This window comes from Desulfonatronum zhilinae (assembly GCF_900182865.1).
GTDB lineage: Bacteria > Desulfobacterota > Desulfovibrionia > Desulfovibrionales > Desulfonatronaceae > Desulfonatronum > Desulfonatronum lacustre.
Window position 1 is genome coordinate 47,356 of sequence record NZ_FXUJ01000010.1, and the last position, 24,964, is coordinate 72,319.

Here is a 24,964-nt window from a genome sequence, read left to right on the forward strand (position 1 = left end):
TCCTCCCAACGCTTGGCCAAAGCGAACAGCTTCCTCGACATGTGCCTGTTTCTGGCTTTCTGTCCGCCGAACGTGGAGCTCAAAAGCATCGGAGGAACGCAGCAGGGCAAAATGAGCCTGATGCTCCAGTGGCTGCCCCTTACGCCGCCGCGTCAACGCGTGATCCATCCGCCCCAGCGCTATGCCGACATCGTCGCGACACTCTATCAACAGGCAGAAATACCGATATGCCCGGCAGCAGCCGCACCGCCGCGCCTGCCGCCGTCCTTGGCCGAGGGGAGCCCGCTGCTGCATTCCAGCCGCATCCCAGACCTCAATGTCGGCGTTCTGGAAGTGGAAAACCTGGGCAACGATCCAACCACCGTGTCCAACTGGATTTTCCATTGGACCCGAAACCTCTGCCGCGACAAAGCGGACACGATATATTTGTTTCTGAACATTGAACAATATGAATGCGCCAAAGTTGCCGACGCCTGCGCCGAAAGGGGATACATTTTCGCGGGAGTGTCTCCAGACGCCTTTCCCGGAGCCGACGCGCTCGTCATGCAGTATATCAACGTATCCGGAGATCCATTCGCCAGGCTCGAAGTGCTCACCGACACAGCCCGCCTGTTAAGAGACTTCATTCGAGAAGAATGGACCGCACTGGAAAGGTGAGTCGGCCCATCGCTGGGAAACCAAAAAAATAAACGACTTATACCAATTCTACTTCGGGAATGCGTTTTTCGCTTGAGAAAATGCAGTTATCGGGGTCGGCGTCGGGATCGGGATCGGGATAGATACTGTTTGTTCGCCAATAATCCTAATTCGATCCCGATCCCGATCCCGATTCCGACCCCGGCAACAGATTACTCTGTGCTGAGTAATTACCCCTTTTTATACATATGGTTGCTGGCTGGACACCTTGTGAGATATGCGAAAACTGATGAAAAAAAACGTCTTGACGTTTAAACGCTGTAGCACCACAATGTCTTCAAACTCATGGAGGCGATAGTATGGAAGCAACTGTTAAGCGCGCCACGATTTATCTGGACGAGGTTGTTCATAAGGCTCTTAAAATGAAGGCGTTGGAGACATCTCGATCCGTTTCGGATCTTGTCAATTCGGCCGTAAAAAATGCTCTTGCCGAAGATGCCGAAGATCTTGCGGCATTCGAAAACCGGGTAAATGAGCCCCTTCTCAGTTATGATGAAATGGTGAAGAGGCTCAGGAAAGATGGCCGGATATAGCATATTTTTCAGGAAATCCGTGGAGAAGGACCTTTCCGGAATTCCAAAAAAGGATGTCAGGAAAATCCTTGACCGGATAAAAGACCTGGAAAATGATCCTCGCCCGCCAGGCGGTGAAAAGTTGACCGGGCAGGAACGGTACCGCCTGCGTCAGGGAAGATACCGCATTGTTTACTCCATCCAAGATGATGAACTGTACGGATTGTCACGATTGGTCATAGAAAAGATGTGTATCGCTGAAGCGACTGGGAGATTCACAATTCAGCAGACTAACGATGTCCGACTCCAAGCCAAAAATCTTCCAGCCAAGCCTTGAAGGCACCCCACCCATGAGCGAAATCATCATCTACGAAGACCCGGATATCACCAAGCCTGTCCAGGTGACCCTGGAAGGGGAAACGGTTTGGCTGACTCAAGAGCAGATGGCCAAGCTTTTTGGGCGAGAACGTTCTGTTATCACTAAGCATTTGTGTAAAATATTCAAGGAAAGCGAACTTGATCGGGAGGCAACTTGTGCAAAATTTGCACAGGTTCAAATCGGATATGAACCGAGAAACATTGGATAGTGAACGGAAGGATCAGAAACATCAAAGCAACAGGAGGATGGAGATGTCATACAGTTTGCCCCTTCACAAAATGACTTTGGCTGAAAAAATTGGGGTAATGGAAGAAATCTGGGAGGATATCTCCAAGGTGTCAGGCGAATATGAACCGCCTTTTTGGCATGCACAGATTCTTGATGAGCGAAAACGTCTTGCTGAAACTGGGGAAGTTGGATTTACAGATTGGGAAACGGCAAAAAGAGAAATACGGGAGAGCGTTTCGTGAGAGTTCGCATTTTTGACAATGCCAAACTCGACCTTGTTGAGGGTTACCGTTTCTATGAAGAGCAAGCCACGGGCGTTGGCCAGTATTTTCTTGATTCCATTTACGCCGATATTGACTCGCTCATGCTTTATGCCGGGATACATCCCATAAAGTTTGCCCATTTTCATTGGCTATTGGCCAAGCGTTTTCCGTATGCCATATACTACACTTATGATGTAGATGTCGCTTCAGTTTACGCGATCCTTGACTGCAGGCAACATCCTCAAAAAATTGAAAACCGCCTTTTACAAGAGCAAGCGCGACGCTGGAAATAACTTCAAGATTGTTATCAAGTAGCATCTCAACATGGAGCATCTCATGCAACGGACAAAATGTTTTTTAGCAAGTGTCCTGGCCATCGTGGCCACACTCCAGCTCTGCTTTGGGCTGCCGTTTGCCCAGGCCGAGACGGGTGAGAAGTCCCTTCCTTACAATGTCGGGCAATGGCTGCCCTCGGATCAGCAAATCCTGGAGGATTGGCGGGCTGATCTGATCCGGGAAACGGACGCTTTGCCCGAAGATGTGCCCCTGCTGCCCGTGATCCAGGAATTCAAGGAACTCATTGAAAACGATCCGGAACTGTTCATGCTCTTCACCCAGATGTTCGAGCAGGTCCCGCAAAAGCCGCCGTTTCTGAATGACCCCACGGGCCAGCCGCAGGTCAGGGATTACCGGCACATGCTGGTCCTGATGAATCGTATTCTGACCCAGGCCCCGGAATTCAACAAAACCGGGCTGGTGGGCTTTCCCATCAACGCTATCCTGGACTGGCCCATGGCCACTCCTGCCGGCACTTCGGCCTTCCTGAACGAAAAAGTGAATCGCCAATTGAAGAAGATCCTGAATCAGTGGGCCGTGTTCCTGGCCTCCCCGGATTCCCGCCATGTACTCACCGATCATCCGGAAAAAGGCTGGTTCGGCCGGGACGCCCGGGAAGCCATGCCGACCTTTGTGGAGGATTTCCATTGCGACCCGGATCAGCCCCATTACGGCTTCGCATCATGGGATGACTTCTTTACCCGGACCTTCCGCGACGGCCGCCGCCCCGTGGCCGAACCCGACAACGACGCGGTGATCGCCAATGCCTGCGAATCCGCTCCGTACCGGATCGCCACGGATGTCCAACTGCGCGATCAGTTCTGGATCAAGGCCCAGCCTTACTCGCTCTTCCACATGATGGACGGCGATCCCCTGGTGGATCAGTTCAAGGGCGGGACCATTTATCAGGCCTTTCTGAGCGCGCTCAGCTATCACCGCTGGCACAGTCCGGTCAGCGGCAGAATCGTCAAGACCAGGCTGATCGACGGTTCCTATTACGCCGAAGCGCTTGACGAAGGCTTTGACCCGGCCGGTCCCAATGAATCCCAGGGATACATCACCCAGGTGGCGGCCAGAGCGCTGATCTTCATCGAAGCGGACAATCCGGATATCGGCCTGATGGCCGTCCTGTTCGTGGGCATGGCCGAGGTCTCATCCAACGAGATCACGGTCTACGAAGGCCAGCATGTCCAAAAAGGCGACCAGCTCGGGATGTTCCACTTCGGAGGCTCCACCCATTGCCTGATCTTTCGTCCTGAAGTGAACCTGGAGTTCGATCTGCACGGCCAGACTCCGGGACTGCACTCGGAAAACATTCCGCTCCGGGCCGGAATTGCCGTGGTCACGGACAACCAGGGCGAATGACCGTCAGCGCGGTTTCAGCCCGGAGCAGTTGGAAAGCCTGGTCCGGGCAATTGAGTGGACCGCGGCCCGACGCGACCCACTGCACGCCTCTGATTTTGTAGCGGGAAGCCGCACAATGAGACAGGCATGCTCAGGCCAACCTCAACCCCGGAGCTGTGATGAACGTTGCATCCGATACCGTCGCCAAGGTTTTGCAAATTCTGCATGAGGAAATCGTGCCCGCCCAGGGCTGCACCGAACCCATCACCATAGCCCTCGTGGCGGCAAAAGTCCGTGAAGTGCTGGGCATCCTTCCGGAACAGGTCAAGATCTTCGTTTCCGGGAATATCATCAAGAACGTCAAAAGTGTGGTCGTACCGGGCAGCGGGGGGATGGTCGGGATTGAGGCCTCGGCGGCCATGGGCATCGTGGCCGGGGATTGCAGCAAAGACCTGATGGTGATCAGCGGCATAACCGAACAGGACATGGCCGGGGTCAGGGAGTGCCTGGAGCGGACATCCTTCAAGGTGATCCACGAAAAGACGCCCATCAAGCTGTATATCAGGATCGAGGCGGTTGCCGGGGACCAGAGCGCCGAGGTCGAGGCGCGGTATCTGCATACCAACCTGACCAGAGTCGTTAAAAACGGCCAGGTTCTGCTTAACCGCGGCTTCAGTCCCGAAACCTTTCACACCACCGAGGAAGATCGTTCCATCTTGTCGGTCCGTCTTCTTTACGACCTGGCCAGGACCATTGATCTGGATTTGATTCGGCCCCTGTTCAGGCAGGTTGTCGACCTGAACAGCACCATCGCGGAGGAGGGGCTGCAAAATACCTACGGTGTGAACATCGGGGCCAGCATTCTCAAGAACATTGAGCAGGGAATCTACGGCGACGACGTGCGCAACCGTTGCGCGAGCTTTGCCGCGGCCGGCAGCGACGCACGGATGAGCGGCTGCCCGTTGCCGGTGATGACCACCAGCGGGAGCGGCAACCAGGGCATGACCGCCTCACTACCGGTGATCAAATTCGCGCGGCTGCAAGGGCACTGCGAAGACGAATTGATCCGGGCCCTTTTTCTCTCGCACCTGTGCACCGTGCACATCAAGACCCAGGTCGGCCGCTTGTCGGCCTATTGCGGGGCGATGTGCGCGGCGGCCGGGGTGAGTGGGGCGCTGAGCTTCCTGATGGGCGCGGATGACGACACCACGGCCCATGCCATCGTGAACACCCTGGGCAACGTCTCGGGGATCATCTGCGACGGAGCCAAGCCCTCCTGCGCCATGAAGATCGCCACGGGCATCTATGCCGCCTTTGATTCCGCCACCCTGGCCTCCTACCACCGGGACCTGCACGGAGGCGAAGGCATCGTGGGCCACGACGTGGAAGCCACCATCCGCAATATCGGTGTACTGGCCAGCACGGGCATGGAGCAGACCGACGAGGTGATCCTGAAGATCATGACCGCCGAGTGAGGACCAAACCCGGTTCGATCTTAGCATTAAAACCATGTCGGCGCGGTGATTGCGCCGCAACCGACCAACACGCAAGCATGGGGAACACATGGGCGCGACGCGCGGGAATCTGAAGATGACGTCCCAGGACTGGGGATGGGTGGCCGTGAATATCGGCATGGGCATCGGAGCCGGGATCGTCTTCCTGCCCATCCAGGCCGGAATCGTGGGGCTGTGGACGTTTCTGCTGGCCGTGCTCATCGCCTACCCGGCCCTGTACCAGTTCCAGCGACTTTTCATCAACACCCTGGTGGAAGCCCGGCAGGCCACGGACTATCCGGCCACGATCAGCGAGTATCTGGGGGACAGGTGGGGGGTCGGGTTGGGGTTTTTGTATTTTCTGATGCTGGTGATCTGGCTCTTCGTGTACAGCGAAACCGTGACCAACGACAGCGCGTCCTACCTTCAGACCGCGGGCATGACCGAGGGGCTCTTGTCCGCCAATCCGTTCTACGGCCTGGCCATTGTCGCGTTTCTGGTGCTCGTGGCCTTTGCCAGCAAGACCCTGCTCCTCAATCTGACCAAGCTCCTGGTGGTGGTCATCCTTTCGTCCCTGACCGTGCTGGCCCTGATGCTCATCCCGCATTGGGACCTGGGCAATATCAAGGAAATCACCTCCATTGGGAACCTGCTGACCCAGACGATCATCACCCTGCCTTTTGCCATGACCTCCATTCTTTTTCTGCAGTCGTTGAGCCCCCTGGTCGTCTATGCCCGCTCCGAACATCAGGACATCGATATCGCCAGGCGCAAGGCCGCTCAGATCATGAACTGGTCGTTTGCCATCCTGGCCGGCGTTGTTTTCTTCTTCGTTCTATCCTGTACCTTTTCCGTCTCTGCCGAGGACGCCTACCAGGCTTTTCTGGCCAATACCTCCTTTCTGGCCCTGATGGCCAAGGTCATCCCCGGCACGCTTATTCCGGCCATGGGCGTTGTCATTGATCTCTGCGCGGTGGTGACGTCGTTTTTCGGGGTGCTCCTCGGACTGCATGAGGCCTGCGTCGGGCTGTACAGGAAACTTGTGCTCAAGGATAAACCCAGGCAAGCCGTGAACCAGACCAAACTGTCCATGGGAGTCCTGGCCTTTATCGTGCTGCTGGGCTGGTTTGCCACGATCGTTGATTTTCCGATTCTCTATTTCACGAGCATCTGCAGCCCGATTTTCGCCATCATCGGATGCTTCATCCCAGTCATTCTGATCTACAAGGTGGACCGGTTCGCCAAATACCGCGGACCCCAGGCCTGGATGGTCACGGCAACGGGAGTTCTTTTGGTCATCTCGCCGTTTCTGGCGTTTTTTTGATAAATGACGTCATCGCCGCATGGCAGTGCTTGCTATTGAGCAAAAGGAGCAGGGTATGGATCGCAGAACGTTTTTGAAGATCGCGGCCGTGGGAGCGTTGGCCGGAAGCGTTCAGGGCGTGTCGGGGCCGTTTTCAGCCCTGGCCGGACCTGATTCGAGTTCGGGTTCGGGTTCGGATGCAGCCGTCAGGTACATGGTTGCGGACAGCCATTTTCATTACGTGGATTTTCTGCAGAGAACCGAGGGGATGGACGCCTTGCTGCGGTCCATGGACGACGCGGGCGTTGCGCACATCATGTTTTCCGGCATGCCCCTGATCAAGAAATGGGACGCCGCCGAACCCGAAGAACCCGGGTACTATCTCGACGACAACGGGCGGACCTACTGGTATTCGGCCACGGATTTCATCGTGGCCCGGCGCCTTCTGGAACTGCCCGACCAGGCCCGCCCCCGCTTCCACCCCTTCATCTGCGGGTTCAACGCCACGGACAAGCATGCCGTGCTCCACGTGGAGCGGATGCTGGAGGAATATCCCGGGCTCTGGCAAGGCGTGGGCGAGGTCTTCGGCCACCGGGACGACCTGACCAACCTGACCTACGGCGAAACGGCCCGGGCCAACCACCCGGCCCTGGACCCGATTTACGACCTGGCGGCCCAGAAAAACCTGCCCGTGAGCCTGCACAACAACGCCACCTCCCGCAACCGGCTGGACCGCCCCATCTATGTCCACGAGGTGCAAGACGCCCTGACCCGGCATCCCAAGACCGTGATCATCTGGGCCCATGCCGGGCTGTCCCGGATGCTGGATCTGGACCAGACCGCCTATACCGGACTGTTGCGGGAGATGCTCGCCAGGCACGATAATCTGTACATCGACCTGTCCTGGATCATCTTCGAAACCTACGTCCAGACCTCCAAGCAGGAACCACGCATCCGCCCCGAATGGCTGACCCTGATCTCGGACTTTTCCGACCGCTTCATGATCGGTTCGGACAACATCGGTCACTTTGCCACGTACAACCAGAATATCGTCAAATACTACAGCCTGCTGGACTCCCTGAGCCCGGACACGGCCCGGAAGGTGGCCCTGACGAACTTTTTGAGCCTGCTGTCGTGATGCGGGGATGACGCGCCTCAAGGGGGCATGCTCAAATTGTCAGAATAAAAGAAAAAAAAGGAGAAACCATGAAAAGCCTGCTGCTTTGCTGCCTTGTCTGTTGCGCGACGTGTTGGGCCACCTCCAGCCGGGCCGACGTTTTGCCGCTTCCCGCGCAATGCGCGGAGAGCATCGGGGCCTTTGCCCAGACGTACCAGGAAAACGAGGTTTTCCGGCTGCTCATGGACAAGGCCTTCGAGAACATGCAGCCCCTGCCCGCGGGCTATCACCCGGAGGGCAATCCCTGGATCGGCAAGAATCATGACGACCTGCTCGCCTTTCTGGGCGACTGGTGCCTGTTTCTGCCCCGGTCCAAGGGCAGTTCGGACGACGGTTTGGCCTACATCGAGGTGATGGACTTCTTCGCCTACCAGAATCCCTTCGGCAAAGCTGTTTTCCAGATCTCTCCGGGCCGGGAGCTGTTTCACCGTTTCATCCAGGACCGGGGCGCCTTCATGGACAGCCCGGAATCCCGGGCAGTGGTGGCCCAGTGGCTGGCCAATCCGCGCATTGAAAAGGAGGATTACCTGCTCCCGGACCCCGATGCCCCTGACGGCGGGTTTGGCTCGTTCAACGAGTTTTTCGCCCGCACGTTAAAGGACCAGGCCCAAAGTCGGCCCCAGACCATGCCGGAGCGGGACTACGTGATCAGCGCGCCCACGGATGCGATCATGAATTCCATTCCCGTGCCCATCGTGGACAACAGCACCAAGCTGCGCACCAAGGGCACCCAGGAACTGAACATCCAGGAGCTGCTGGCCGGTTCCAGGCACTGGGAGCGGTTCGTGGGCGGCACGGCCCTGTCCTGCATTCTCATGCCCAACACCTATCACCGGTACCACTCCCCGGTGGCCGGGGCGGTGATCGAGACCGCGTTGGTGGATGGCGCCCTGCTGGGCATGGAGGATTTTCCCGCCTTTGTCCCGTCCAACGGCAACGTGGGGCGGCCCGGCGCGGACTTCGGGGCTTTCGAGAACTATCAACGCGGCTATTTCATCATCGATACCGGAACGTACGGTCTGGTGGCCGCGGTGGCCGTGGGCCTGAGCGAGATCGGTTCCGTGGTCTTCCAGGACCGGTTCCTGAACGCAACCGGGCCGGTTCCGGTCCAACGCGGAGACGAACTGGGCCATTTCCTCTATGGCGGCTCCCTGGTGATCCTGGTGTTCGAACCGGGCCGGTACGTCTCCGGCGGCGTCAAGGTCCGCCTGGGCAACCAGATCGGTGTCTTTGACACGGATGGTGAATGAGGTTGGGGGTGATGTGATATTCGACGGCGGGGATTTCAGCGTGGGGAGGGAACGCCGGAGTTTGTCGGCGGGAGGGACCAAAGAGATGGGGCTGTTGCGCGGGATTTTCTGTTGGAATCTTTGGGGGAATCTTAGCTGAATGTGAAATGTCCTTTGTCGGCAGTCCGTTCAAAACCCGCTTCATTTTGCGTCGGCTGCATTAGCCTTTGTACACATTTATCACATTCCCATACCACCGATCTGCTTTGCTATGTGAGTGGCGTAGCTATCTGTCATTCCAGAGATATAATCTAATACTCGCATATAAGATTTATACAAAGAGTCTCCTTTTTGAGGTGCATTAACTCCCATCATACTCAATATTCGTTCACCTCGAAAAGAATTTTTTTTCCCAATAACCTGTTCTCTTACCGCCGAGCAAAAAGCTTCTAACAAAATACCAATAGTCGTAAACGATCCAATTTCAATTTCAATTTTGCGGGGGTGTTTGAATATTCTGTCACGAGCTATTTGCTTTGCATTATCCAATGGATTCTTGATATCATCCGGGCAACATGATATTAGATCGTCTTTTAACTTGCCTTGCATGATTTGCTGTAGCTGCGTTATAAAGGCATCAGAAACATTATCAATCACTAATCCAATTGAACGTCCTCGAAGATAAGACATTTTTCTTCTATTTGACATTGTTGATGAATTTACTATATTTTGGAGTTTTTTATCTTTCCCGAACAATGGTACAAGAATTTCTAAAATTTCACTAAAAGATAAAATACCCATCTCATGAGCGTCTTCTAAGTCGAGAATCCTGTAACAGATATCATCAGCAGCTTCTGTTAAAAATGCTAAAGGATGCCGACAATATTTATATTCATCATTTTTGATTAAACCAACATGATCTGCTACTTTTTTTAGAATATCTTCTTCAGTTAAAAATGAACTGAATTTTTTAATACGATTAATCTCTCTTGAGGTCCAAGGATATTTTAGCATTGATGCAATTGATGCATATGTTAATCTCATGCCCCCATCACATGGGTAAAACTCTAATTGTGAAACAACCCTGAAGCCCTGGGCATTGCCTTCAAAATGCTTTAAATCATTTTGTTCGGAATCCTCTAATCCTTCAAGAAGATGTGAAATTTGGGGTTGAGAAAACCAAGATTTAATTGCTTCTTCACCAGCATGGCCAAATGGAGGATTACCAATATCATGCGCTAAACATGCAGCTTGTACGATTTGGCCCACATTTGATGGTGACAATCCTTTTGGTAACTCGTCCTGAATTCTTTCACCAATCGTAATTCCAAGACTTCTACCAACGCTTGCAACTTCAATGCTATGAGTCAAACGTGTATGAATATGGTCATTTGCAGCAAGTGGGTGAACTTGGGTTTTCTTGCCAAGTCTACGGAAGGAGCTTGAAAATATAATCCGGTCACAATCCTTATGGAAGGTGGTTCTTCCGCTATTATCTTGACTATCTTCTCCCGATGACAACCTACGAGAAGATAACAATGAATTCCAACTCATAGTCATGCAGCAAACCTCCGAATTTAAGTGTACAACGCCGCGCATGAGCGTCGGCTTGATGGGTTAGGCAAATTCATTCGAGAACTAGCTATCTTTTGAATTCGCTCTATTTGTGAACTCGTATTTTGATGTCGCAGTGCGAAGCGCTGAATCCGAGGATTCCAGTGAACCGAATTTCTCCTGGAGAGATGTAATGGTTTTTTCAGGAAAGGTTTCTCAGAATGGACAATCGCGCCGCAGACGATCTCCGGCATCAAGTGCACAGCGCCTAGTTCGGTACATTTATATATCAGCGAACATCTTAAGTATCGCAGCAGAAGGATAGCTAGAAAGCGAGGCTATGCCATTTGCAAGTTCTACAGGGACGAGACCACACTCATAACGATTGCTCAAGATGGTTGGCAAAGTGGCTAGAATTTTCTTTATGCCCAACATGTCGGCGGTGGATCTCGTGTCGGTGTAATTCCCAGTAGGTATGCTCATGACTAAGTGATGGTAATCGTTAATTTTTACAAACAATTTGTTCCCGTAGTTTGTTCGTGAGCCATAAGGTTCTGCACGTTCCGGACGATGTTGAATTTCTTTTCGGATATAATTGTTATTAGGTGCTAATACGGAATCGACAGGAGCGTGTTTTGCTATAATTTCAAGGTGATCCACAAAAGCCCCTGTTTTTTCCTGACCAGCAATATGTATTTCAATTCCCTGAGCTTTGGTAAATTCAAAAAAATTTCGAATTGGGATGACCAATTTTGAGTATTGACTCCTCAAAGTAAGAGGGCCGTCTTTTAAAAATAAAGCATTGCTGAGCACCTTATATTTTTTCTTCTCCAAAAAATAACGAATCCCGGTAAACACCAAAAGAGTTTCATGTATGAGCATATAAGCCGTTGAAATAGAATCAGGAGCAACATCTTCACCCATCTCAAGGTGAAAACCAATCATGTCAGAGAGATATAGATGGCCGGAGCAACGCTCGCATTGACCTTCGTCTGACAGATATGGCAACCCTTCAACTTCCTCAGCGCAATGGGGACAGCTAAAACTAGGAGATTTTTTGGGCCGCCCTGTCCATAATTCGTATGCCAACCATCTCAGCGTATTGTAAGGCTCTTGATTTAAAGAATGATCTCTGAGAGATTCAAAGATTATTTGTCTAACTGCGTCATAATTAGTCTTTCCCTTTACTCGAACACCTTTCAAAGGGAGTACGGTTGCATGATACATAGCTGCGTCAGCCATAATGTCACGTAAAGCTAATGGATGAGGCGCGTCAGGATCAAGTTTACTTAAAGCGTGTTGATCAAGCCTCAGCAAGGCTGTTTTTATAAAAGAAAGTTCCTTATAGGGTGGAAAATTCGAGCGAACGGTTTGCTTGGAACCATCCACAGCAAACACAAGCCGTAAAGGCTCCTCGGTCAGATCAATTTTTTTCCATATTGCATCTGTCTCAATTTCTTCCGGCTCAAAGTTCTCAAACTGATCTATTAACTCGTTTACGAGGTCACTCTGGATGATATCTAAATGGCCTAGTTTGCTGGCTCGTTCACCAGAGAGTCGTGTGCCTCCTTTATAGGGCATAACCACTAACCTCTTATGTTCTGTTGATTAGAAGCACTGACAGCCTCAAATTTATTTACCTGAACTGGAATAACAAACCGATGTGAGAAAGTTAAGATTCTCATATAACCAGGGGTTCTCGTGTGAAGAATATCTTGTTGGAGGCCATCAAACTGAATTTGCAATTTGGCTAGTGTATTAGCTTCATCCTGCGAAGACATATGGGCAACAAAAAAATTTTCAGTTTGAGCTAATAGCTCTTTGTTAATTGTCGAAGGAGATTGGGTTGAATAAACCATTCCGATGTGAAATTTAGCCCCTTCTTTAGCGAATCTAGCGTAGACACCAGTAAAATCTTTGTTGTCCCTAGGAAACAGATTGTGAGCCTCCTCAAAATATAATTGTACATAGTGGCCATCGAAATTATTGCTTGTGAACTTTGTTTCCTGATGAGAAAAAACTGCCCGTGATAGAAGATCCGAAAAATAACGTCTAATTTCATCAGCCGCGTTGCCGAGATCCAAGATAACTGTTTGACCACTATCCATTGATTGAAGGATATGATTCACGAAATCTCCAGCCTGAGGATCATGATATTGCATAAAAGGGCGTAAAATTCTAGGACCGCCCCCGGTTGCTGGGTTCAGAAAATTGAGGAGAGCAATATCGTCGGCGTCAAATACTGGCCCACTATTACCCTGAAGAGATCGGGCATTACAATTTTGTTGACGAAAGATTTCAACTTGTTCTAGATGACTCTTCAACTCATCTAAATTCTGAGGAGCATTGAAAGAGTTGCTAGTTCCATAAACAGCTTCAATTATAGTTTTATTGAAATGAGGATCGAAGTGAGAAGGAGCATGCTGGGAACCACCTGTAAGACCAATGCTTTTAAGCCGGCTTTCATTTGCTGCAAAACCAGCTTTTTTTAAAATGGCCCAATACATTTGAATTTTTCTAATAGCTCGTGTTCTTTGACTTCCAGGAGAAAGTCTTTTCACTTCCTCAATATTTGGCAACTGGACACTAAACATGCTGCGGACATACTGTGCATTCTGATTACTTTGCTCAAGTAACGTCCTCAATATTTGGATACATGAGTCAGGCTGCTCATAAAAATTTAATTTTAATGGCTTAGATGGAGTGTTTGGCCGAGGCGTTAAGGCGTATACTTCACAACGGCTGGGGTAGGTGCTATTAAGGGATCTACTTCCATCCTGTGGGTTGTCGTTGGCATATTCACCATTAATATCAAAAATCAACTGCCCCACGCTATGATCATTATCAGTTGTTTCAATGATTGATTGAGCGATAATTTTAACGACATTACTCTTGCCAAGTCGAGTTTTGCCAAACATAGCCGTGCGGAATCCTCGAAAATCGTTTGTTGAAACTTTTGCATCAATATCTAAAGGGGTAATATTTGCGAAGGGCAGAGCGCACTCCGTTAGCCGGAGCTTACCGATGGAAAATTGATTTTCCTGACGGACAATTTTGTTAACAATAAGTTCTAGGAGGTCTTGAGTTGGTGCATAGACTTTATATCTGTGGGCACTCACCACATTATTGACATCACCTGAAAATGATACCTGCGTAGCATCTTGAGGATTCGGAAAAAACATCCCCAATACTTTTGCAGAGAAAGCTCCCCATTGCAGTTCCCCTTTTGTCCATATGTCTAATTCCGGCATAGATTTTTTATGTAACTCAAAATATGTTTGCTGAACTTCTTTTGATAATGGTGTCGGAGCAGTATCGGTAACACGTAGAAGAGAGAAATGTGGGGGCATGCCTTGTAGTGAATTAGGAGCCATTATCAAAAAAGACCCGCGAGGAACCCCACCTACAGCTTGTTTAAATGGATCTGAAGTAATAATCGTTGCGTTGTCAAAGCCAATTTCTAGTACATATCCAACAAATCGCATTGCTTGATAGTTTTTAGCAGCTTCATTTCTTTCCTCAGCGACCAAAAAATCAGATAAAGCCCTAAGCGGGCTGTCTTGATATTCTGCTTCCGTAAAAAAATCGTTTAATTGGCTATTCATTAATTTTCTCCGTATAAATTACTAATTCGTTGAATTTCCTTCTTGTTGCTATCTTTGAAGAAATAGAACTATTTCTTTTAACCGCAATAGTCGAAAAGCTTTTGTCATATAGATCGCGTACGCATTGGTGGTATGCGTTTGTGGCAATAATTTGAACACCTCTTTGCTTTGCTCTGCTAAGTGAAGCAAAGAGACGTTCTTGGTCAGCCCATGAAAAGAGTTTTTCATTATATTTTATGAAGGCGTTATGGTTATGGCGCACGGTGTAAGGAGGGTCTACAAAAACAAGGTCATTCTCTTCAGCAAAGTCGATAAGTTTTTCAAAATCACAATTATATAGTGTGGCATTACACAAGAGATCTGAAACTTGTTGAAAATTATCATCAGAAAAAACTACAGTTGACTTAGTTCCTATTGGCACATTGAACACGCCTGACAAGTTAACCCTGTACAAGCCATTCCAACAAGTTCGGTTTAAATAAATAAAACGCGCAGCTTTTCTAGCAGGGCTAATTGGTCGAGATGTCCTAATTTGATAATAATATTCTTTCGAATGCTTTGTGTGGTGTGCTCGTAAATAACGATATACAAGCTTCCATTCTCTTCTTATTGCTCTATATGTATCAATAAGGTCTTTGTTTGAATCTCCGAGAAAAGCATTGTGGGGTTGCAGGTGAAAAAAAACCGCACCGCTTCCTAAAAAAGGTTCAATATAACGATTGAAATTTTGAGGAAAAAGATCGGAATGATTTGTAACAAACCATCTTTTACCCCCGGCCCATTTTAAAAATGGTTTAGTATTAATTACCTTTTTTTTATTACTCATGAGTTGACACAAAACAAAATATCCGCCGTTAATTCATTATTTCAGAATACTACAATGCGAGAACCAACTATTCTTTTACACCACGGTCAGCTTATGCCTTGGGCTGAAATCAGCTTTGTACTGTACCGCTGGTTCATCGGTAAATTTTGTGCATAAAGCCGACCTCGGAGAAGTCCATGGACTCATCCGTGCTCAATTTGCCGTGAAAATGCGTTCTGGTTAACCACGGAATTCATGGAAGAGCACGGAAAAAAATGGGCACTGATAATCCCCTGGGAACGGGGGCGGCTCGCTCTCGTCATTTCATCGCCGTAGGGCGTCTGGAGCAGCGCCAGCCAATGGCAATTTTCCGAAATCACTTAGACCACGCTGGGAATGGATGCAACCAGAGCCGGCCCTGACCCGGGATTCGTCGCGTGCTCTGCGTTGGATCATTTCAGTAGGAGAGCCAGGTGGATGACGGCGGAAAAGGGATCATTGCCAAGTCAGGCCCATTCCTGGCTCTGTGAAATCAGACTTCGGCATTTGGAAGAGAGGAACCTTGAATGTGAACCGCCCGCTTCGCTCAGGGCACGGGGAACGCAAAGAAGAAAGAATTTTGGCTCCTGCTGGAAAGATGCAGCCGCCAAAAGGCTTCACGCCTGACGGCATTTGGCAGGGAGCGAGAATCTTTTGGAAAGCAGCTCTTTCCCTGCTTTCCAAAATCTTCCTTGGCGGCCTTGGCGTCCTGAGCGAAGCGAGCGGTTCCCTTGTGAAATCAGACTTCGGCATTCCATCCCCGCGCACTCGTTCGCCAAAGTCACCTATAGGTCTTGAGTTTAACTTTGACCCGGTAGCCCGCCGCGTTAATGGCGTCGAGATTGTAGAAGTCCCTGGTCCGGGTCACCTGCCGACTGCCTTCCTGTTGAACTGTTTCCATTTTGGAAACAGTTGCTCTCAGGACTTCCTCCTGGCTGGCCAATGAACGCTAAACGCCTGCTGGGAGCTTGGAGGCCATCATCTTCTTCCGGTCAATCTTGCGACCGTCGACGATGAACGTTCCGTCACCAACCGCGTGCACCGTGCGCTTCTCCTTGCGTGCGGTATCAATGTATGCGGCAACCGCCTCTAGCACAATAATGTTGTGCTTTTTAACGATGTCGATGACCTTGCACTCAATGTTGGCGAAGCACTCCTTGATCAAGGGCGGGCTGACGAGCTTGGCCTGCACCGGTGTGAGCTTGAATTTGGCAAACTTGTCCGTGTCTGCCCCAGAGCACGTCCCTATGCCAACCACCTTATCCAATAGATCGACGGTGGGAATCGCAATGACGCACTCCCGATTCTTTCGCAACGCAGCGAAGGAGTGATTCCATGCACCGGTGGTGAGAGCAAATACCGGAGTGAAATCCATCACCATGGTCCAGGAGATAGTCATGATGTTGTCTTTCTTCCCATCATGGGTTGTCACGAGGACCACAGGCCCTGATTCCATCAGAGTAAAAATCTTGCTCTGTTCCAACTGGTTCATGAGAGCACCTCCGATAGTCATACCAAGCTTACGCGATGGATGTTAAATAAAATCAAGGTCGAAGCGTATTTACTCATACGTGAGAGTTTGATTTTTTTGCAGCGACGCAGCAATTGGGCGATTTTCAACGGACTGGTAATCGCTTAGACCACGCTGGGAATGGATGCAACCAAAGCTGGCCCTGACCCGCGATTCGTCGCTGGGCTGCGTTGGATCATGTCCGTAGGAGAGCAGGGGAGCAGGGGGAGCATTAGGAGTTTGTCCTGCTGTTCAGAGTTTTGGCCACAGACGGGAGAGGCAGACAAAGAAGGACTTTTCTCCAGCCAACTTGGCTGGCGAAATCTACCGTCTGCCTTTGTCGTCCTGCATGGTCTAGCGAAGCGAGTGGCTAAAAAGTATTGTATTTCGTGCATGCAAAGGGCGTCTTGCCGTTTCGTGAAGTTCCATTGTAGAGATCGGCGCAAGTGACCTGCCCAGTGCCCGGAAACCCTGGGCGGACAGGCAAGATGCCTATCCCACCATTGAGTTACTTTGTCGTCCGAATTAGGCAGAAGCTGCATCAGGCACAAGGGATGCCCGGTGGAGAATGCAAGGTAAAGCGGATGTTGCGCGGAAGAAATCCAGGGATATGCTGAAACGAGTAGAGTGTTTTTCATGAAAATTTGTATCTACTCAGCACATTTTGTATCCGCCCTTGCTCCGGCGATCGGAGTCGGGGTCGCTATCGGAATCGGAATCGGAACAGGAAAATTTTGAACGCTTCCCAGCGTTTTCGATCCCGATACCGATCCCGACTCCGACCCCGACAACGGCATTACTCTATGCTGAATAGTTACGAAAATTTAAAGACTTTTGAGCTTTTCTCTTACGGAGAGAAAGGCACCAGCCCGGTGAGATAACCACCCGGAAAAACTGCTCAACCGAGAGGAGTACGCGATGAAATGCATGATCACCATGGGACTGCTGTGGGCCGCTCTGGCCTGTTTCACCCTCGGTTTCCCGACCTCGGCCCTGGCCGCCGAGGTCGTGCCTGATCAGGAGGGCCCGGCCCTGGCCGGGGACGGCGCGGACACCCAGCGCATTTTGGCCATATTCGAAGCCATCAGCCAGGTGCCGCGCTGCTCCAAGGACGAGAAGCGCATTGCGGCTTGGCTGATCCAGTGGGCCGAGGAGCGGGGCTTGCCGGTCAAAACCGATGCCTTCAACAACGTCATTGTTTCCGTGCCCGCGACCGAGGGCTTCACGGACGCGCCGGTGGTGGCCCTGCAGGCGCACATGGACATGGTCTGCCAGAAAACCGCGGATTCGGACCACGATTTCACCATTGACCCCATCCACCTGGTCCGGGACGGCGAATGGCTGCGGGCCACGGACACCACCCTGGGCGCGGACGACGGGATCGGCATGGCCATCGCCCTGTTCCTGGCCGAGGAGCCGGGGCTGAAGCGTCCGGCCCTGGAGCTGCTCTTCACCACGGACGAGGAGGTGGACATGTCCGGTGCGGAAGGGTTGGCCGAGGACGCCCTGAGCGCCCAGCGGTTCATCAACATTGATTCGGAAACCGAAGGGTTCGTGACCCTGGGCGCGGCCGGCGGGGTGAAGATGGAAATCACGCTGCCCCTGGCCTTTGCTCCCCTTCCCTCCGGTCAACTGACGTACTCCCTGCGTATCAACGGCTTGCTTGGCGGCCATTCCGGCGTCGAAATCCACAAGAACCGGGCCAATGCCAACGTCCTCACCGCCCACGCCCTGGGCGAGGCTGTGCCGTTTCGGCTGATCAGCTTCGCCGGAGGCTCGGCGGACAACGCCATCACCCCGACCTCGGAACTGATTTTCGCCCTGGATCCTGGCCGTGAAGACGCGCTGAAAGCCCGGATCGCCGCCTTTGAACAGGAAATCCGCCGGGAGTATCCCGAGGAAACCGGCCTTGTCGTGACCTTGCAACCAGTCTCCGCCGGGGCGGACACGGCCCTTTCCGAAGCGGACACCGCGCAGGTGATCGAACTGGTCCTGGCCATCCCCCAAGGCGTGGTCGAATGGTCCGAGACCTTTTCCGGACTTCCTGAGACATCCAATAATATCGGAATCCTGCTGACTACGGACGCGGCTCTGGAGCTGACGATCTTTCACCGCAGCTTCAGCCCGGAGAAGCTGGAAAACCTGGCCAAGGCGATTGAACGGACAGCGGCCGACGCCGGGGCGGCCACCAGTCGCCGCAGCCAGTTCCCCACCTGGCCGCCCAACCCGGATTCCGTCCTCTACAAGAAAGCCCTGGCGGCCTACGAACGGGCCTTCAGCACCCCGCTCCGGACCGAAGTGCTCCACGCCGGTCTGGAATGCGGCTTTATCGCCGAAAAATACCCCCACATGGAAATCATCTCCATCGGCCCGACCCTGGAATACGTCCACACCCCCAAGGAACGCCTGAATGTGCCGTCCGTGGAGCGGGTGGCGCTTTTTCTGCGGGAGTTGTTGGGGGATCTTGGCGAGTCAGGAGCATGGTGAGTCCCAACTCGGTCCGGGTCACGGACATCGGTCCCCGCACGCCGGTGTATTCCTGCCTGGGAAACACCAACTGCCGCGAAGGGGACTGCCTGCTTGCCCGCAACAGCCTTTTTCCGGCCTCGTCGGCCGGCATGCTTTCCCGGTGATATGTCCTCCGTACAGGATGCCGCCGCTTCTACAAGCCCACCCCAAACTTCGCGACACGGAGCGTTCCCGTCATGCCCATCCTGACCAATTCCTTCGCCACGTTGCAGAAAATCGGCAAGGCCCTGATGCTTCCCGTGGCCGTGCTGCCCATCGCCGGCATCCTGCTGGGCGTGGGCAGCGCCCAGTTTTCCTGGATGCCGGTGCAGCTTTCCCTGCTGATGGCCGCGGCCGGTTCGGCGATTTTCGGGAGTCTGCCCTTGATTTTCGCCATCGGCGTGGCCTTGGGATTGACGAAAAACGACGGGGTGGCCGCCTTGGCCGCGGTGGTGGGGTACGTGGTCATGCTGGCCACCCTGGGCGTGCTGGGCAAGATCTATCAGCAATGGGACTTCGTGACCCAGACTCTGGATCTGACCATCGTCACCAAGTCCATCATGGGCATCAACGCCATGGATACCGGGGTTCTTGGCGGGATTCTGGCCGGGGCCGTGGCCGCGAGGATGTTCAACCGCTTCTACCGCATCGAACTGCCCCAGTATCTGGGCTTTTTCGCGGGCAAGCGGTCCGTGCCCATTGTCACGGCCTTCGCGGCCATTGCCCTGGGCTTCGTACTCAGCCTGATCTGGCCCTTTGCCGGAACCGGGATCGAACGGTTTTCGCAGTACGCGGCCTACGGCAACCCGACCCTGGCCGTGACCATCTACGGCTTCGTGGAGCGGCTGCTGATCCCCTTTGGCCTGCACCACATCTGGAACGTGCCCTTTTTCTTCGAGATCGGCTCCTATACCACGGCGGCGGGAGAAGTGGTCCGGGGGGACATCAACCGCTTTTTCGCCGGAGACCCCACCGCCGGCATCCTGGGCGGGGCCTATCTGTTCAAGATGTTCGGCCTGCCGGCCGCGGCCATTGCCATCTGGCACACGGCCAGGCCGGAAAACCGGGTGCGCACCGGCGGCATCATGCTCTCCGCGGCCCTGACTTCCTTTCTCACGGGCATTACCGAGCCCATTGAATTTTCCTTCATGTTCGTGGCCCCGGTGCTCTACGCCATCCACGCGGTCTTTGCCGCGGGCTGCCAACTCCTGTTCAGCCTGCTGGGCGCGAAACTGGGCTTCACCTTTTCCCAGGGCTTCATCGACTTTGCCCTGTTTTTCGCCCTGGACACCAGGCCCTGGCTGGTCCTGGTCTTCGGCCCCCTGGTGGGCCTGATCTACTATGGAACCTTCCGGGTGCTGATTAGGGCCTGGGATCTGAAGACGCCGGGCCGGGAGGACCTTGCGGCCGATACCGGGATCGACGCGGGCACGGTCGGAGGCCCGACCGACGATGTGGCCCGGGAACTTCCCCGCAGCCTGGTCGCGGCCTTTGGCGGCCGGGAGAACATCGTCAGCCTGGACGCCTGCATCACCCGGCTGCGGGTGGAGGTGGCAGACATCGCCCGGGCTGACCAGGCCCGGCTCAAGGCCCTGGGCGCGACCGGGGTCATGGTGGTGGGCCGGAACATGCAGGCCATTTTCGGGCCCCGGTCCGAAAACCTGAAAACCGCCATGGAGCAGTTTCTGCTCGGCGAGGAGTCCGGGACGGAAAAGGCCGATGCGGAAATGTCCGATGCGGCAACGCCTCCGCCGCCTCTTCGGCACGAGCCCCTGGCCCTGCTCGCGCCGCTTTCCGGGCGGCTGGTTCCCCTGGAAGAGGTTCCGGACCAGGTCTTTGCCCAAAAAATGGTCGGCGACGGCATTTCCATCCAGCCGGAAAGTTCCACCCTGCTGGCCCCCTGCGCCGGGCGGGTGGTCAATCTCCATGCCGGCAAACACGCCCTGACCATCCAGGCCGAAAACGGCCTGGAGGTGCTGCTGCACATCGGGCTGGACACGGTCAAGCTGCGCGGCCAGGGCTTCACCACCCGGGTCAGCCAGGGCGACGTGGTCCAGACCGGAGCGCCGCTGATCGTTTTTGATCCGGACTATATCTCCCAAAATGCGCCCAGCCTGCTGACCCAGATGGTCGTGGACAATGCCGGGGACGGGGCGCTGTTCACCCCGGAACAGGGCCAGGTGGTGGCCGGGCGGGACGTGGCTCTGCGGATCAGCTTCGCTGGCCGGGCCGCAACGGTTGCTCCGGGGGAGGCAGCGTCCCGGGCCGAAGGGGACGCCCTGGTCTCCGAGCCCGTGGCCATCATCAATCCCAGCGGCCTGCACGCCCGGCCGGCCGCGGTGCTGGCCAATCTGGCCAAGGGATTCCAGGCCGACGTGCGCCTGATCCTGCACGACAAAAAGGCCAATGCCCGTAGCGTGGTGGCCCTGATGAACCTGGCCACCAAGCAGGGCGACCTCGTGACCGTGGAAGCCGTCGGCCCGGATGCGGCCCAAGCCATCCCGGCCCTGGTCCAAGCCCTGGCCTCCGGCCTGGGGGAGGCGGGCCCGGCGGCCAAACCCCAGCCGACCACAGGCCCGACCACAGGCCCGGCCACAGGTCTGGGCTCCGTCCCGCGCGGCAAAGCTCATGTTCATTCATCTGAACCGGACGACCCGAACCTGATCATTGGCGTCCCGGCCTCCCCGGGTCTGGCCGTGGGCCGGATCCGCCGCAAGCAGGGCCTGTTTTTCGACATTCAGGAAGCAGGCCGGGATCCGGACGCCGAGCGCGCTGATCTGCGCCGGGCCGCGACCCGGGCTGCGGAAGAGATCGAGACCATGCGGCGGAAGTCGGCCCAGCCCGACAAGCCCGGCAAGCTCGGCACGTCGCCGCAAGCGGATATCTTCGCGGCCCACAAGGAGTTGCTGGATGATCCCGAGATTATGGACCAGGCCGAAGGCCTGATCGCCCAGGGCAAGAGCGCGGCTTTTGCCTGGCGCCGGGCGTACACGGCCCAGGCCGAGCAGCTGGCCGCCCTGGACAACGAACTGCTGGCCCAGCGCGCCCATGACCTGCACGACGTGGGACAGCGGGTGCTGCGCATCCTCACGGGCGCGGTCGCCGCCAAAGCCGTCTATCCCCCGGACACCATCCTCGCGGCCCGGGATCTGACGCCGTCGGATCTGGCCGACCTGGCCGAACCGGACCCGAATCCGGTGGTCGGCCTGTGCAGCGTCACCGGCGGGTCCACGTCCCATGTGGCCATCCTGGCCCGGTCCATGGGCCTGCCGACCCTGGTCGGGGTTGACCCGCGCCTGCTGGACCTGCCCGAGGACACTCCGGCCATCCTGGACGGAACCAAGGGCGTCCTGCGCCTCAACCCCTCGGACCGGGAAATGGCGGAGCTGCGGACGAGCATGGCCCGGGCAGAGGAAAAACGCCGCCGCGACCTGGCGGCCAAGGACGACCCCGCAATCACCACGGACGGAGTGCGCGTGGAGGTGGCCGGGAACATCGGCGGCCTGGAGGACGCCAAAAAGTGCGCGGCCATGGGCGGTGAGGGCGTGGGCCTGATGCGCACGGAATTCGTGTTCATGAACAGGGACCAGGCCCCCACCGAGGATGAGCAGACCGAGATCTACGCCGCCGTGCTCAACGCCGTGGGCAACAGGCGGCCGGTGGTCATCCGGACCATGGACGTGGGCGGGGACAAGCCCCTCTCCTATCTGCCCATCGCCCCCGAGGAAAACCCCTTCCTGGGCGAGCGGGGCATCCGCGTCGGCCTGGATCGGCCCGAAGTGCTCCGCGCCCAGCTGCGGGCCGTGATCCGGGCCGCCATGCAGGCCCAGGCCCAGGCCCAAGATCAGGGCCTGAATCGGGGCCAGACCCAGGGCCAGACCCAGACCCAGACCCAGGGCGAGGGCGCGGCCAGGGCCCTGATCATGTTCCCGATGATTTCCCGGCTGGCGGAATTCCGCGAGGCCAAGGCCCTGTTCGAGGAGGAACGCGATGCCCTGAAGGGCCAAGGCAGTCCGGTGTCCATTCCCGTGGGCATCATGGTGGAAACCCCCTCCGCGGCCCTGCTGGCCGGGCAGTTCGCCAGGGAGGCGGATTTCTTCTCCGTGGGCACCAACGACCTGACCCAGTACACCCTGGCCATGGATCGCGGCCACCCCCGGCTGGCGGCCCACTGCGACGGCCTGGACCCGGCGGTGCTGGCCCTGATCCACAAGGCGGCCCGGGCCGCCGCGGCCCACGGCAAGTGGTGCGGCGTCTGCGGCGGCCTGGCCGGCGACCCGGAGGCCGTGCCCATCCTCATCGGCCTGGGCGTCACCGAACTCAGCGTCGGCGCGGCCTCCATCCCCGGGGTCAAGGCCCTCGTCCGCACCCTGAACATGGCCCGCTGCCGGGAACTGGCGGCCCAGGCCCTGAATCTGGATTCAGCGGCCCAGGTCCGGGAGTTTTCCCGGAAGCATTTTCCCCCGACGACGGAGATGATCCACTCTGCTGGGTAAGGCAGCTCCCTGAAAATAACGTAACAGTTTTGGGAAAGGAACCGCCCGCTCCCGTTGGTCGCTCAAGGCGCGAGGTACGCCAAGGAAAAGATTTTGGAAAGCAGGGAAAAAGCTGCTTTCCAAAACATTGCCCCTCCCTGTCGGGAGGGATCAGCATCGCCGATAGGCGGCGAGTTTTTGGCTTCCGCATCTTTCCAGCTCGGTTCACCTGGAATAGCGGCAGGGAGAGCTTCCAGCGGATGGCGGCGAGGCGCAGCCCCAGGACGAGGCTTACCCCATCTCGTGACCCCATCTCGACCCCATCTTCGGAAAGGGCGTCTTGCCGTTTCGTGAAGTTCCATTGTAGAGAGCGGCGCAAGCGCATTGAAACACCCTGACTCCGGGCAGCCTTTTCATGGTGGGGCGAGCATCCTGCCTGTCCAATGACCGTGCTGTCCGTCAGGGCAACTGCCGGACAACGTCTTTTTCAACAATCAGGTTAGCGCCCTGATCCCAAATCGCGCCGGAAAACCGGTCATAAACAGGAGAGGCAGCCATGGGGCCCAAGAGCTATTCATCAGGCAGAGCAATGAAATTCGCCCTTATTTGGGCAATGCTCCTTTTTCTCGCCGCCTGTGGCGGCGGGTCGTCGGACGGGTCCTCGGGAGGTTCCGGGGGCGGTGGCGATCCCCAGGCCGCGTATCAGCGGGCCGTGGCGGATGCGATTGTGGCCGAGCCGGATGAAATCGTGGTCTCGCTGACCCCCATCGTCGGGTACAACGCCGATCTGATCTGGGAAGGGGAGCCGGGGGCGTCGCGGGTGCTGATGGTTACCTGGGTGGATGGCGACTACTACGACAACTCCGTGGGGCAGGATTACACCCTGCCTGATTGGCTGCGGCTTTGGGTGACGGCGGTCCCGGAAATACAGGCTTTTTTCGCGCCCAGGCCTTCTTCCAGCGAGGCCATCCTGAAGCGCAGGGTTGAACAGCTCCTGGGCATGCCTCCGGATACAGCGAACATCAAGTTCGTCGAAGTTTGGGTCAATCCCAACGACATGGTCCGCCCCTGCCCGGATCCGGAGATCACGGACACGGTTTGCGAGCTGGACTTCCCGCCGCCTCGCTTCCAGGAACTGTCCTCGGATTACAGGCAATGGTTCGAGGCCAACCGGGCTTCCAGCTATGGCGGAAGCAAGCCCTATCCGTGGACCCGCCTGGGATATACCTGCGACTGGTATCGCGGGCAGGGCTGCGACACCGGACTCAGCGAGTTCGTGATCTGGCCGGGTTCCACCGTGGGCGTCCGGTCGGTCCGAACCACCCAGGACTACCTGAATTCGGTTCCCGAATGATTTTGTATCGACGCCGACCCCGATAATCTGGCCGGCAATTCTGCCGGCCATTCTCCAGGTCATCGTGTTCGGGGCGGTGGGGGAGCTCGGGGTGATGTGCTTGACAACCAAACCGGCATCAGGAAGCATGACCTGAATTCAGGTCAACCAGAAT

The 24,964-nt window shown here is 55.0% G+C and carries 21 protein-coding genes; 15 read left to right on the forward strand and 6 right to left on the reverse strand.

Annotation, left to right across the window (positions count from 1 at the left end):
* Positions 1–12: 12 nt before the first annotated feature.
* The 11 genes from AC559A_RS09695 to AC559A_RS09745 all read left to right on the forward strand — a co-directional run bounded on the left by AC559A_RS09695 (position 13) and on the right by AC559A_RS09745 (position 8,981).
* Entirely contained in the window at positions 13–657 is a 645-nt protein-coding gene (locus AC559A_RS09695; RefSeq protein ID WP_498817763.1) for a hypothetical protein, read from the forward strand.
* Between the two features lie 338 nt (positions 658–995).
* Positions 996–1,229 carry an RH3 domain-containing protein gene (locus AC559A_RS09700; RefSeq protein ID WP_028571804.1) on the forward strand — a complete coding sequence of 78 codons (234 nt, stop codon included), beginning with the start codon at positions 996–998 and terminating at the stop codon, positions 1,227–1,229.
* A complete protein-coding gene (locus AC559A_RS09705; RefSeq protein ID WP_498817764.1) occupies positions 1,216–1,545 on the forward strand; it encodes a type II toxin-antitoxin system RelE family toxin in 330 nt (109 codons plus the stop codon). The genes AC559A_RS09700 and AC559A_RS09705 overlap by 14 nt, the downstream gene beginning before the upstream one ends.
* Positions 1,546–1,558: 13 nt before the next feature.
* Positions 1,559–1,795 (forward strand): virulence RhuM family protein, encoded by a 237-nt coding sequence (locus tag AC559A_RS09710; protein ID WP_498817765.1) that lies wholly within the window; start codon positions 1,559–1,561, stop codon positions 1,793–1,795.
* A gap of 43 nt (positions 1,796–1,838) precedes the next feature.
* The gene (locus tag AC559A_RS09715) at positions 1,839–2,057 is read left to right on the forward strand and encodes an addiction module protein (RefSeq protein ID WP_169732602.1); all 219 of its coding nucleotides are present in this window, start codon (positions 1,839–1,841) and stop codon (positions 2,055–2,057) included.
* The gene (locus tag AC559A_RS09720; RefSeq protein WP_028571802.1) at positions 2,054–2,371 is read left to right on the forward strand and encodes a hypothetical protein; all 318 of its coding nucleotides are present in this window, start codon (positions 2,054–2,056) and stop codon (positions 2,369–2,371) included. Before AC559A_RS09715 ends, AC559A_RS09720 begins: the two co-directional genes overlap by 4 nt.
* A 43-nt stretch (positions 2,372–2,414) precedes the next feature.
* Entirely contained in the window at positions 2,415–3,779 is a 1,365-nt protein-coding gene (locus AC559A_RS09725) for a phosphatidylserine decarboxylase family protein (protein WP_498817766.1), read from the forward strand.
* 158 nt (positions 3,780–3,937) lie between these two features.
* A complete protein-coding gene (locus AC559A_RS09730; RefSeq protein WP_498817767.1) occupies positions 3,938–5,233 on the forward strand; it encodes an L-cysteine desulfidase family protein in 1,296 nt (431 codons plus the stop codon).
* An 88-nt stretch (positions 5,234–5,321) separates the two neighbouring features.
* Positions 5,322–6,575, forward strand: coding sequence for an SLC5/6 family protein (locus AC559A_RS09735; protein ID WP_498817768.1), 1,254 nt, complete (start codon positions 5,322–5,324; stop codon positions 6,573–6,575).
* Between the two features lie 55 nt (positions 6,576–6,630).
* Positions 6,631–7,692 carry an amidohydrolase family protein gene (locus AC559A_RS09740; protein WP_498817769.1) on the forward strand — a complete coding sequence of 354 codons (1,062 nt, stop codon included), beginning with the start codon at positions 6,631–6,633 and terminating at the stop codon, positions 7,690–7,692.
* 68 nt (positions 7,693–7,760) lie between these two features.
* Complete coding sequence (locus AC559A_RS09745; RefSeq protein ID WP_498817770.1) at positions 7,761–8,981, forward strand: phosphatidylserine decarboxylase; 1,221 nt, start codon at positions 7,761–7,763, stop codon at positions 8,979–8,981.
* Positions 8,982–9,200: 219 nt separating this feature from the next.
* Here the strand turns inward: AC559A_RS09745 and AC559A_RS09750 are convergent, their stop codons facing one another.
* From AC559A_RS09750 to AC559A_RS09775, 6 genes are all read right to left on the reverse strand, one after another.
* A complete protein-coding gene (locus AC559A_RS09750; protein ID WP_498817771.1) occupies positions 9,201–10,520 on the reverse strand; it encodes a deoxyguanosinetriphosphate triphosphohydrolase in 1,320 nt (439 codons plus the stop codon).
* Positions 10,521–10,796: 276 nt separating this feature from the next.
* Positions 10,797–12,095, reverse strand: coding sequence for a hypothetical protein (locus tag AC559A_RS09755; protein ID WP_498817772.1), 1,299 nt, complete (start codon positions 12,093–12,095; stop codon positions 10,797–10,799).
* 5 nt (positions 12,096–12,100) lie between these two features.
* Positions 12,101–14,119 (reverse strand): ATP-binding protein, encoded by a 2,019-nt coding sequence (locus tag AC559A_RS09760; protein WP_498817773.1) that lies wholly within the window; start codon positions 14,117–14,119, stop codon positions 12,101–12,103.
* Positions 14,112–14,945, reverse strand: a complete 834-nt coding sequence (locus AC559A_RS09765) for a DNA adenine methylase (RefSeq protein ID WP_498817774.1) — start codon at positions 14,943–14,945, stop codon at positions 14,112–14,114. Before AC559A_RS09765 ends, AC559A_RS09760 begins: the two co-directional genes overlap by 8 nt.
* 799 nt (positions 14,946–15,744) lie before the next feature.
* Positions 15,745–15,864, reverse strand: coding sequence for a hypothetical protein (locus tag AC559A_RS09770; RefSeq protein WP_498817775.1), 120 nt, complete (start codon positions 15,862–15,864; stop codon positions 15,745–15,747).
* A 48-nt stretch (positions 15,865–15,912) separates the two neighbouring features.
* Entirely contained in the window at positions 15,913–16,455 is a 543-nt protein-coding gene (locus AC559A_RS09775; protein ID WP_028571794.1) for a flavin reductase family protein, read from the reverse strand.
* A 936-nt stretch (positions 16,456–17,391) separates the two neighbouring features.
* Here AC559A_RS09775 and pepD point away from each other — a divergent pair.
* The 4 genes from pepD (at position 17,392) to AC559A_RS09795 (ending at position 24,810) form a co-directional block, all read left to right on the forward strand.
* On the forward strand, positions 17,392–18,960 hold the full coding sequence (gene pepD / locus AC559A_RS09780; RefSeq protein WP_498817776.1) for a beta-Ala-His dipeptidase: 1,569 nt from the start codon (positions 17,392–17,394) through the stop codon (positions 18,958–18,960).
* Complete coding sequence (locus AC559A_RS09785; RefSeq protein WP_498817777.1) at positions 18,954–19,106, forward strand: hypothetical protein; 153 nt, start codon at positions 18,954–18,956, stop codon at positions 19,104–19,106. The genes pepD and AC559A_RS09785 overlap by 7 nt, the downstream gene beginning before the upstream one ends.
* A 72-nt stretch (positions 19,107–19,178) precedes the next feature.
* Entirely contained in the window at positions 19,179–23,477 is a 4,299-nt protein-coding gene (ptsG, locus tag AC559A_RS09790; protein WP_498817778.1) for a PTS glucose transporter subunit IIBC, read from the forward strand.
* A gap of 568 nt (positions 23,478–24,045) precedes the next feature.
* The gene (locus tag AC559A_RS09795; RefSeq protein ID WP_498817779.1) at positions 24,046–24,810 is read left to right on the forward strand and encodes a hypothetical protein; all 765 of its coding nucleotides are present in this window, start codon (positions 24,046–24,048) and stop codon (positions 24,808–24,810) included.
* Positions 24,811–24,964 lie beyond the last annotated feature (154 nt).

Bases quoted from the DNA above. Each gene is read 5' to 3' on its own strand.
- AC559A_RS09770 (WP_498817775.1), bottom strand. From the start codon at position 15,864: ATGGAAACAGTTCAACAGGAAGGCAGTCGGCAGGTGACCCGGACCAGG.
- ptsG (WP_498817778.1), top strand. From the start codon at position 19,179: ATGCCCATCCTGACCAATTCCTTCGCCACGTTGCAGAAAATCGGCAAG.
- AC559A_RS09760 (WP_498817773.1), bottom strand. From the start codon at position 14,119: ATGAATAGCCAATTAAACGATTTTTTTACGGAAGCAGAATATCAAGAC.
- AC559A_RS09715 (WP_169732602.1), top strand. From the start codon at position 1,839: ATGTCATACAGTTTGCCCCTTCACAAAATGACTTTGGCTGAAAAAATT.
- AC559A_RS09735 (WP_498817768.1), top strand. From the start codon at position 5,322: ATGGGCGCGACGCGCGGGAATCTGAAGATGACGTCCCAGGACTGGGGA.
- AC559A_RS09730 (WP_498817767.1), top strand. From the start codon at position 3,938: ATGAACGTTGCATCCGATACCGTCGCCAAGGTTTTGCAAATTCTGCAT.
- AC559A_RS09700 (WP_028571804.1), top strand. From the start codon at position 996: ATGGAAGCAACTGTTAAGCGCGCCACGATTTATCTGGACGAGGTTGTT.
- AC559A_RS09705 (WP_498817764.1), top strand. From the start codon at position 1,216: ATGGCCGGATATAGCATATTTTTCAGGAAATCCGTGGAGAAGGACCTT.
- AC559A_RS09745 (WP_498817770.1), top strand. From the start codon at position 7,761: ATGAAAAGCCTGCTGCTTTGCTGCCTTGTCTGTTGCGCGACGTGTTGG.
- pepD (WP_498817776.1), top strand. From the start codon at position 17,392: ATGAAATGCATGATCACCATGGGACTGCTGTGGGCCGCTCTGGCCTGT.
- AC559A_RS09795 (WP_498817779.1), top strand. From the start codon at position 24,046: ATGAAATTCGCCCTTATTTGGGCAATGCTCCTTTTTCTCGCCGCCTGT.
- AC559A_RS09775 (WP_028571794.1), bottom strand. From the start codon at position 16,455: ATGAACCAGTTGGAACAGAGCAAGATTTTTACTCTGATGGAATCAGGG.
- AC559A_RS09755 (WP_498817772.1), bottom strand. From the start codon at position 12,095: ATGCCCTATAAAGGAGGCACACGACTCTCTGGTGAACGAGCCAGCAAA.
- AC559A_RS09725 (WP_498817766.1), top strand. From the start codon at position 2,415: ATGCAACGGACAAAATGTTTTTTAGCAAGTGTCCTGGCCATCGTGGCC.
- AC559A_RS09750 (WP_498817771.1), bottom strand. From the start codon at position 10,520: ATGACTATGAGTTGGAATTCATTGTTATCTTCTCGTAGGTTGTCATCG.
- AC559A_RS09740 (WP_498817769.1), top strand. From the start codon at position 6,631: ATGGATCGCAGAACGTTTTTGAAGATCGCGGCCGTGGGAGCGTTGGCC.
- AC559A_RS09785 (WP_498817777.1), top strand. From the start codon at position 18,954: ATGGTGAGTCCCAACTCGGTCCGGGTCACGGACATCGGTCCCCGCACG.
- AC559A_RS09710 (WP_498817765.1), top strand. From the start codon at position 1,559: ATGAGCGAAATCATCATCTACGAAGACCCGGATATCACCAAGCCTGTC.
- AC559A_RS09765 (WP_498817774.1), bottom strand. From the start codon at position 14,945: ATGAGTAATAAAAAAAAGGTAATTAATACTAAACCATTTTTAAAATGG.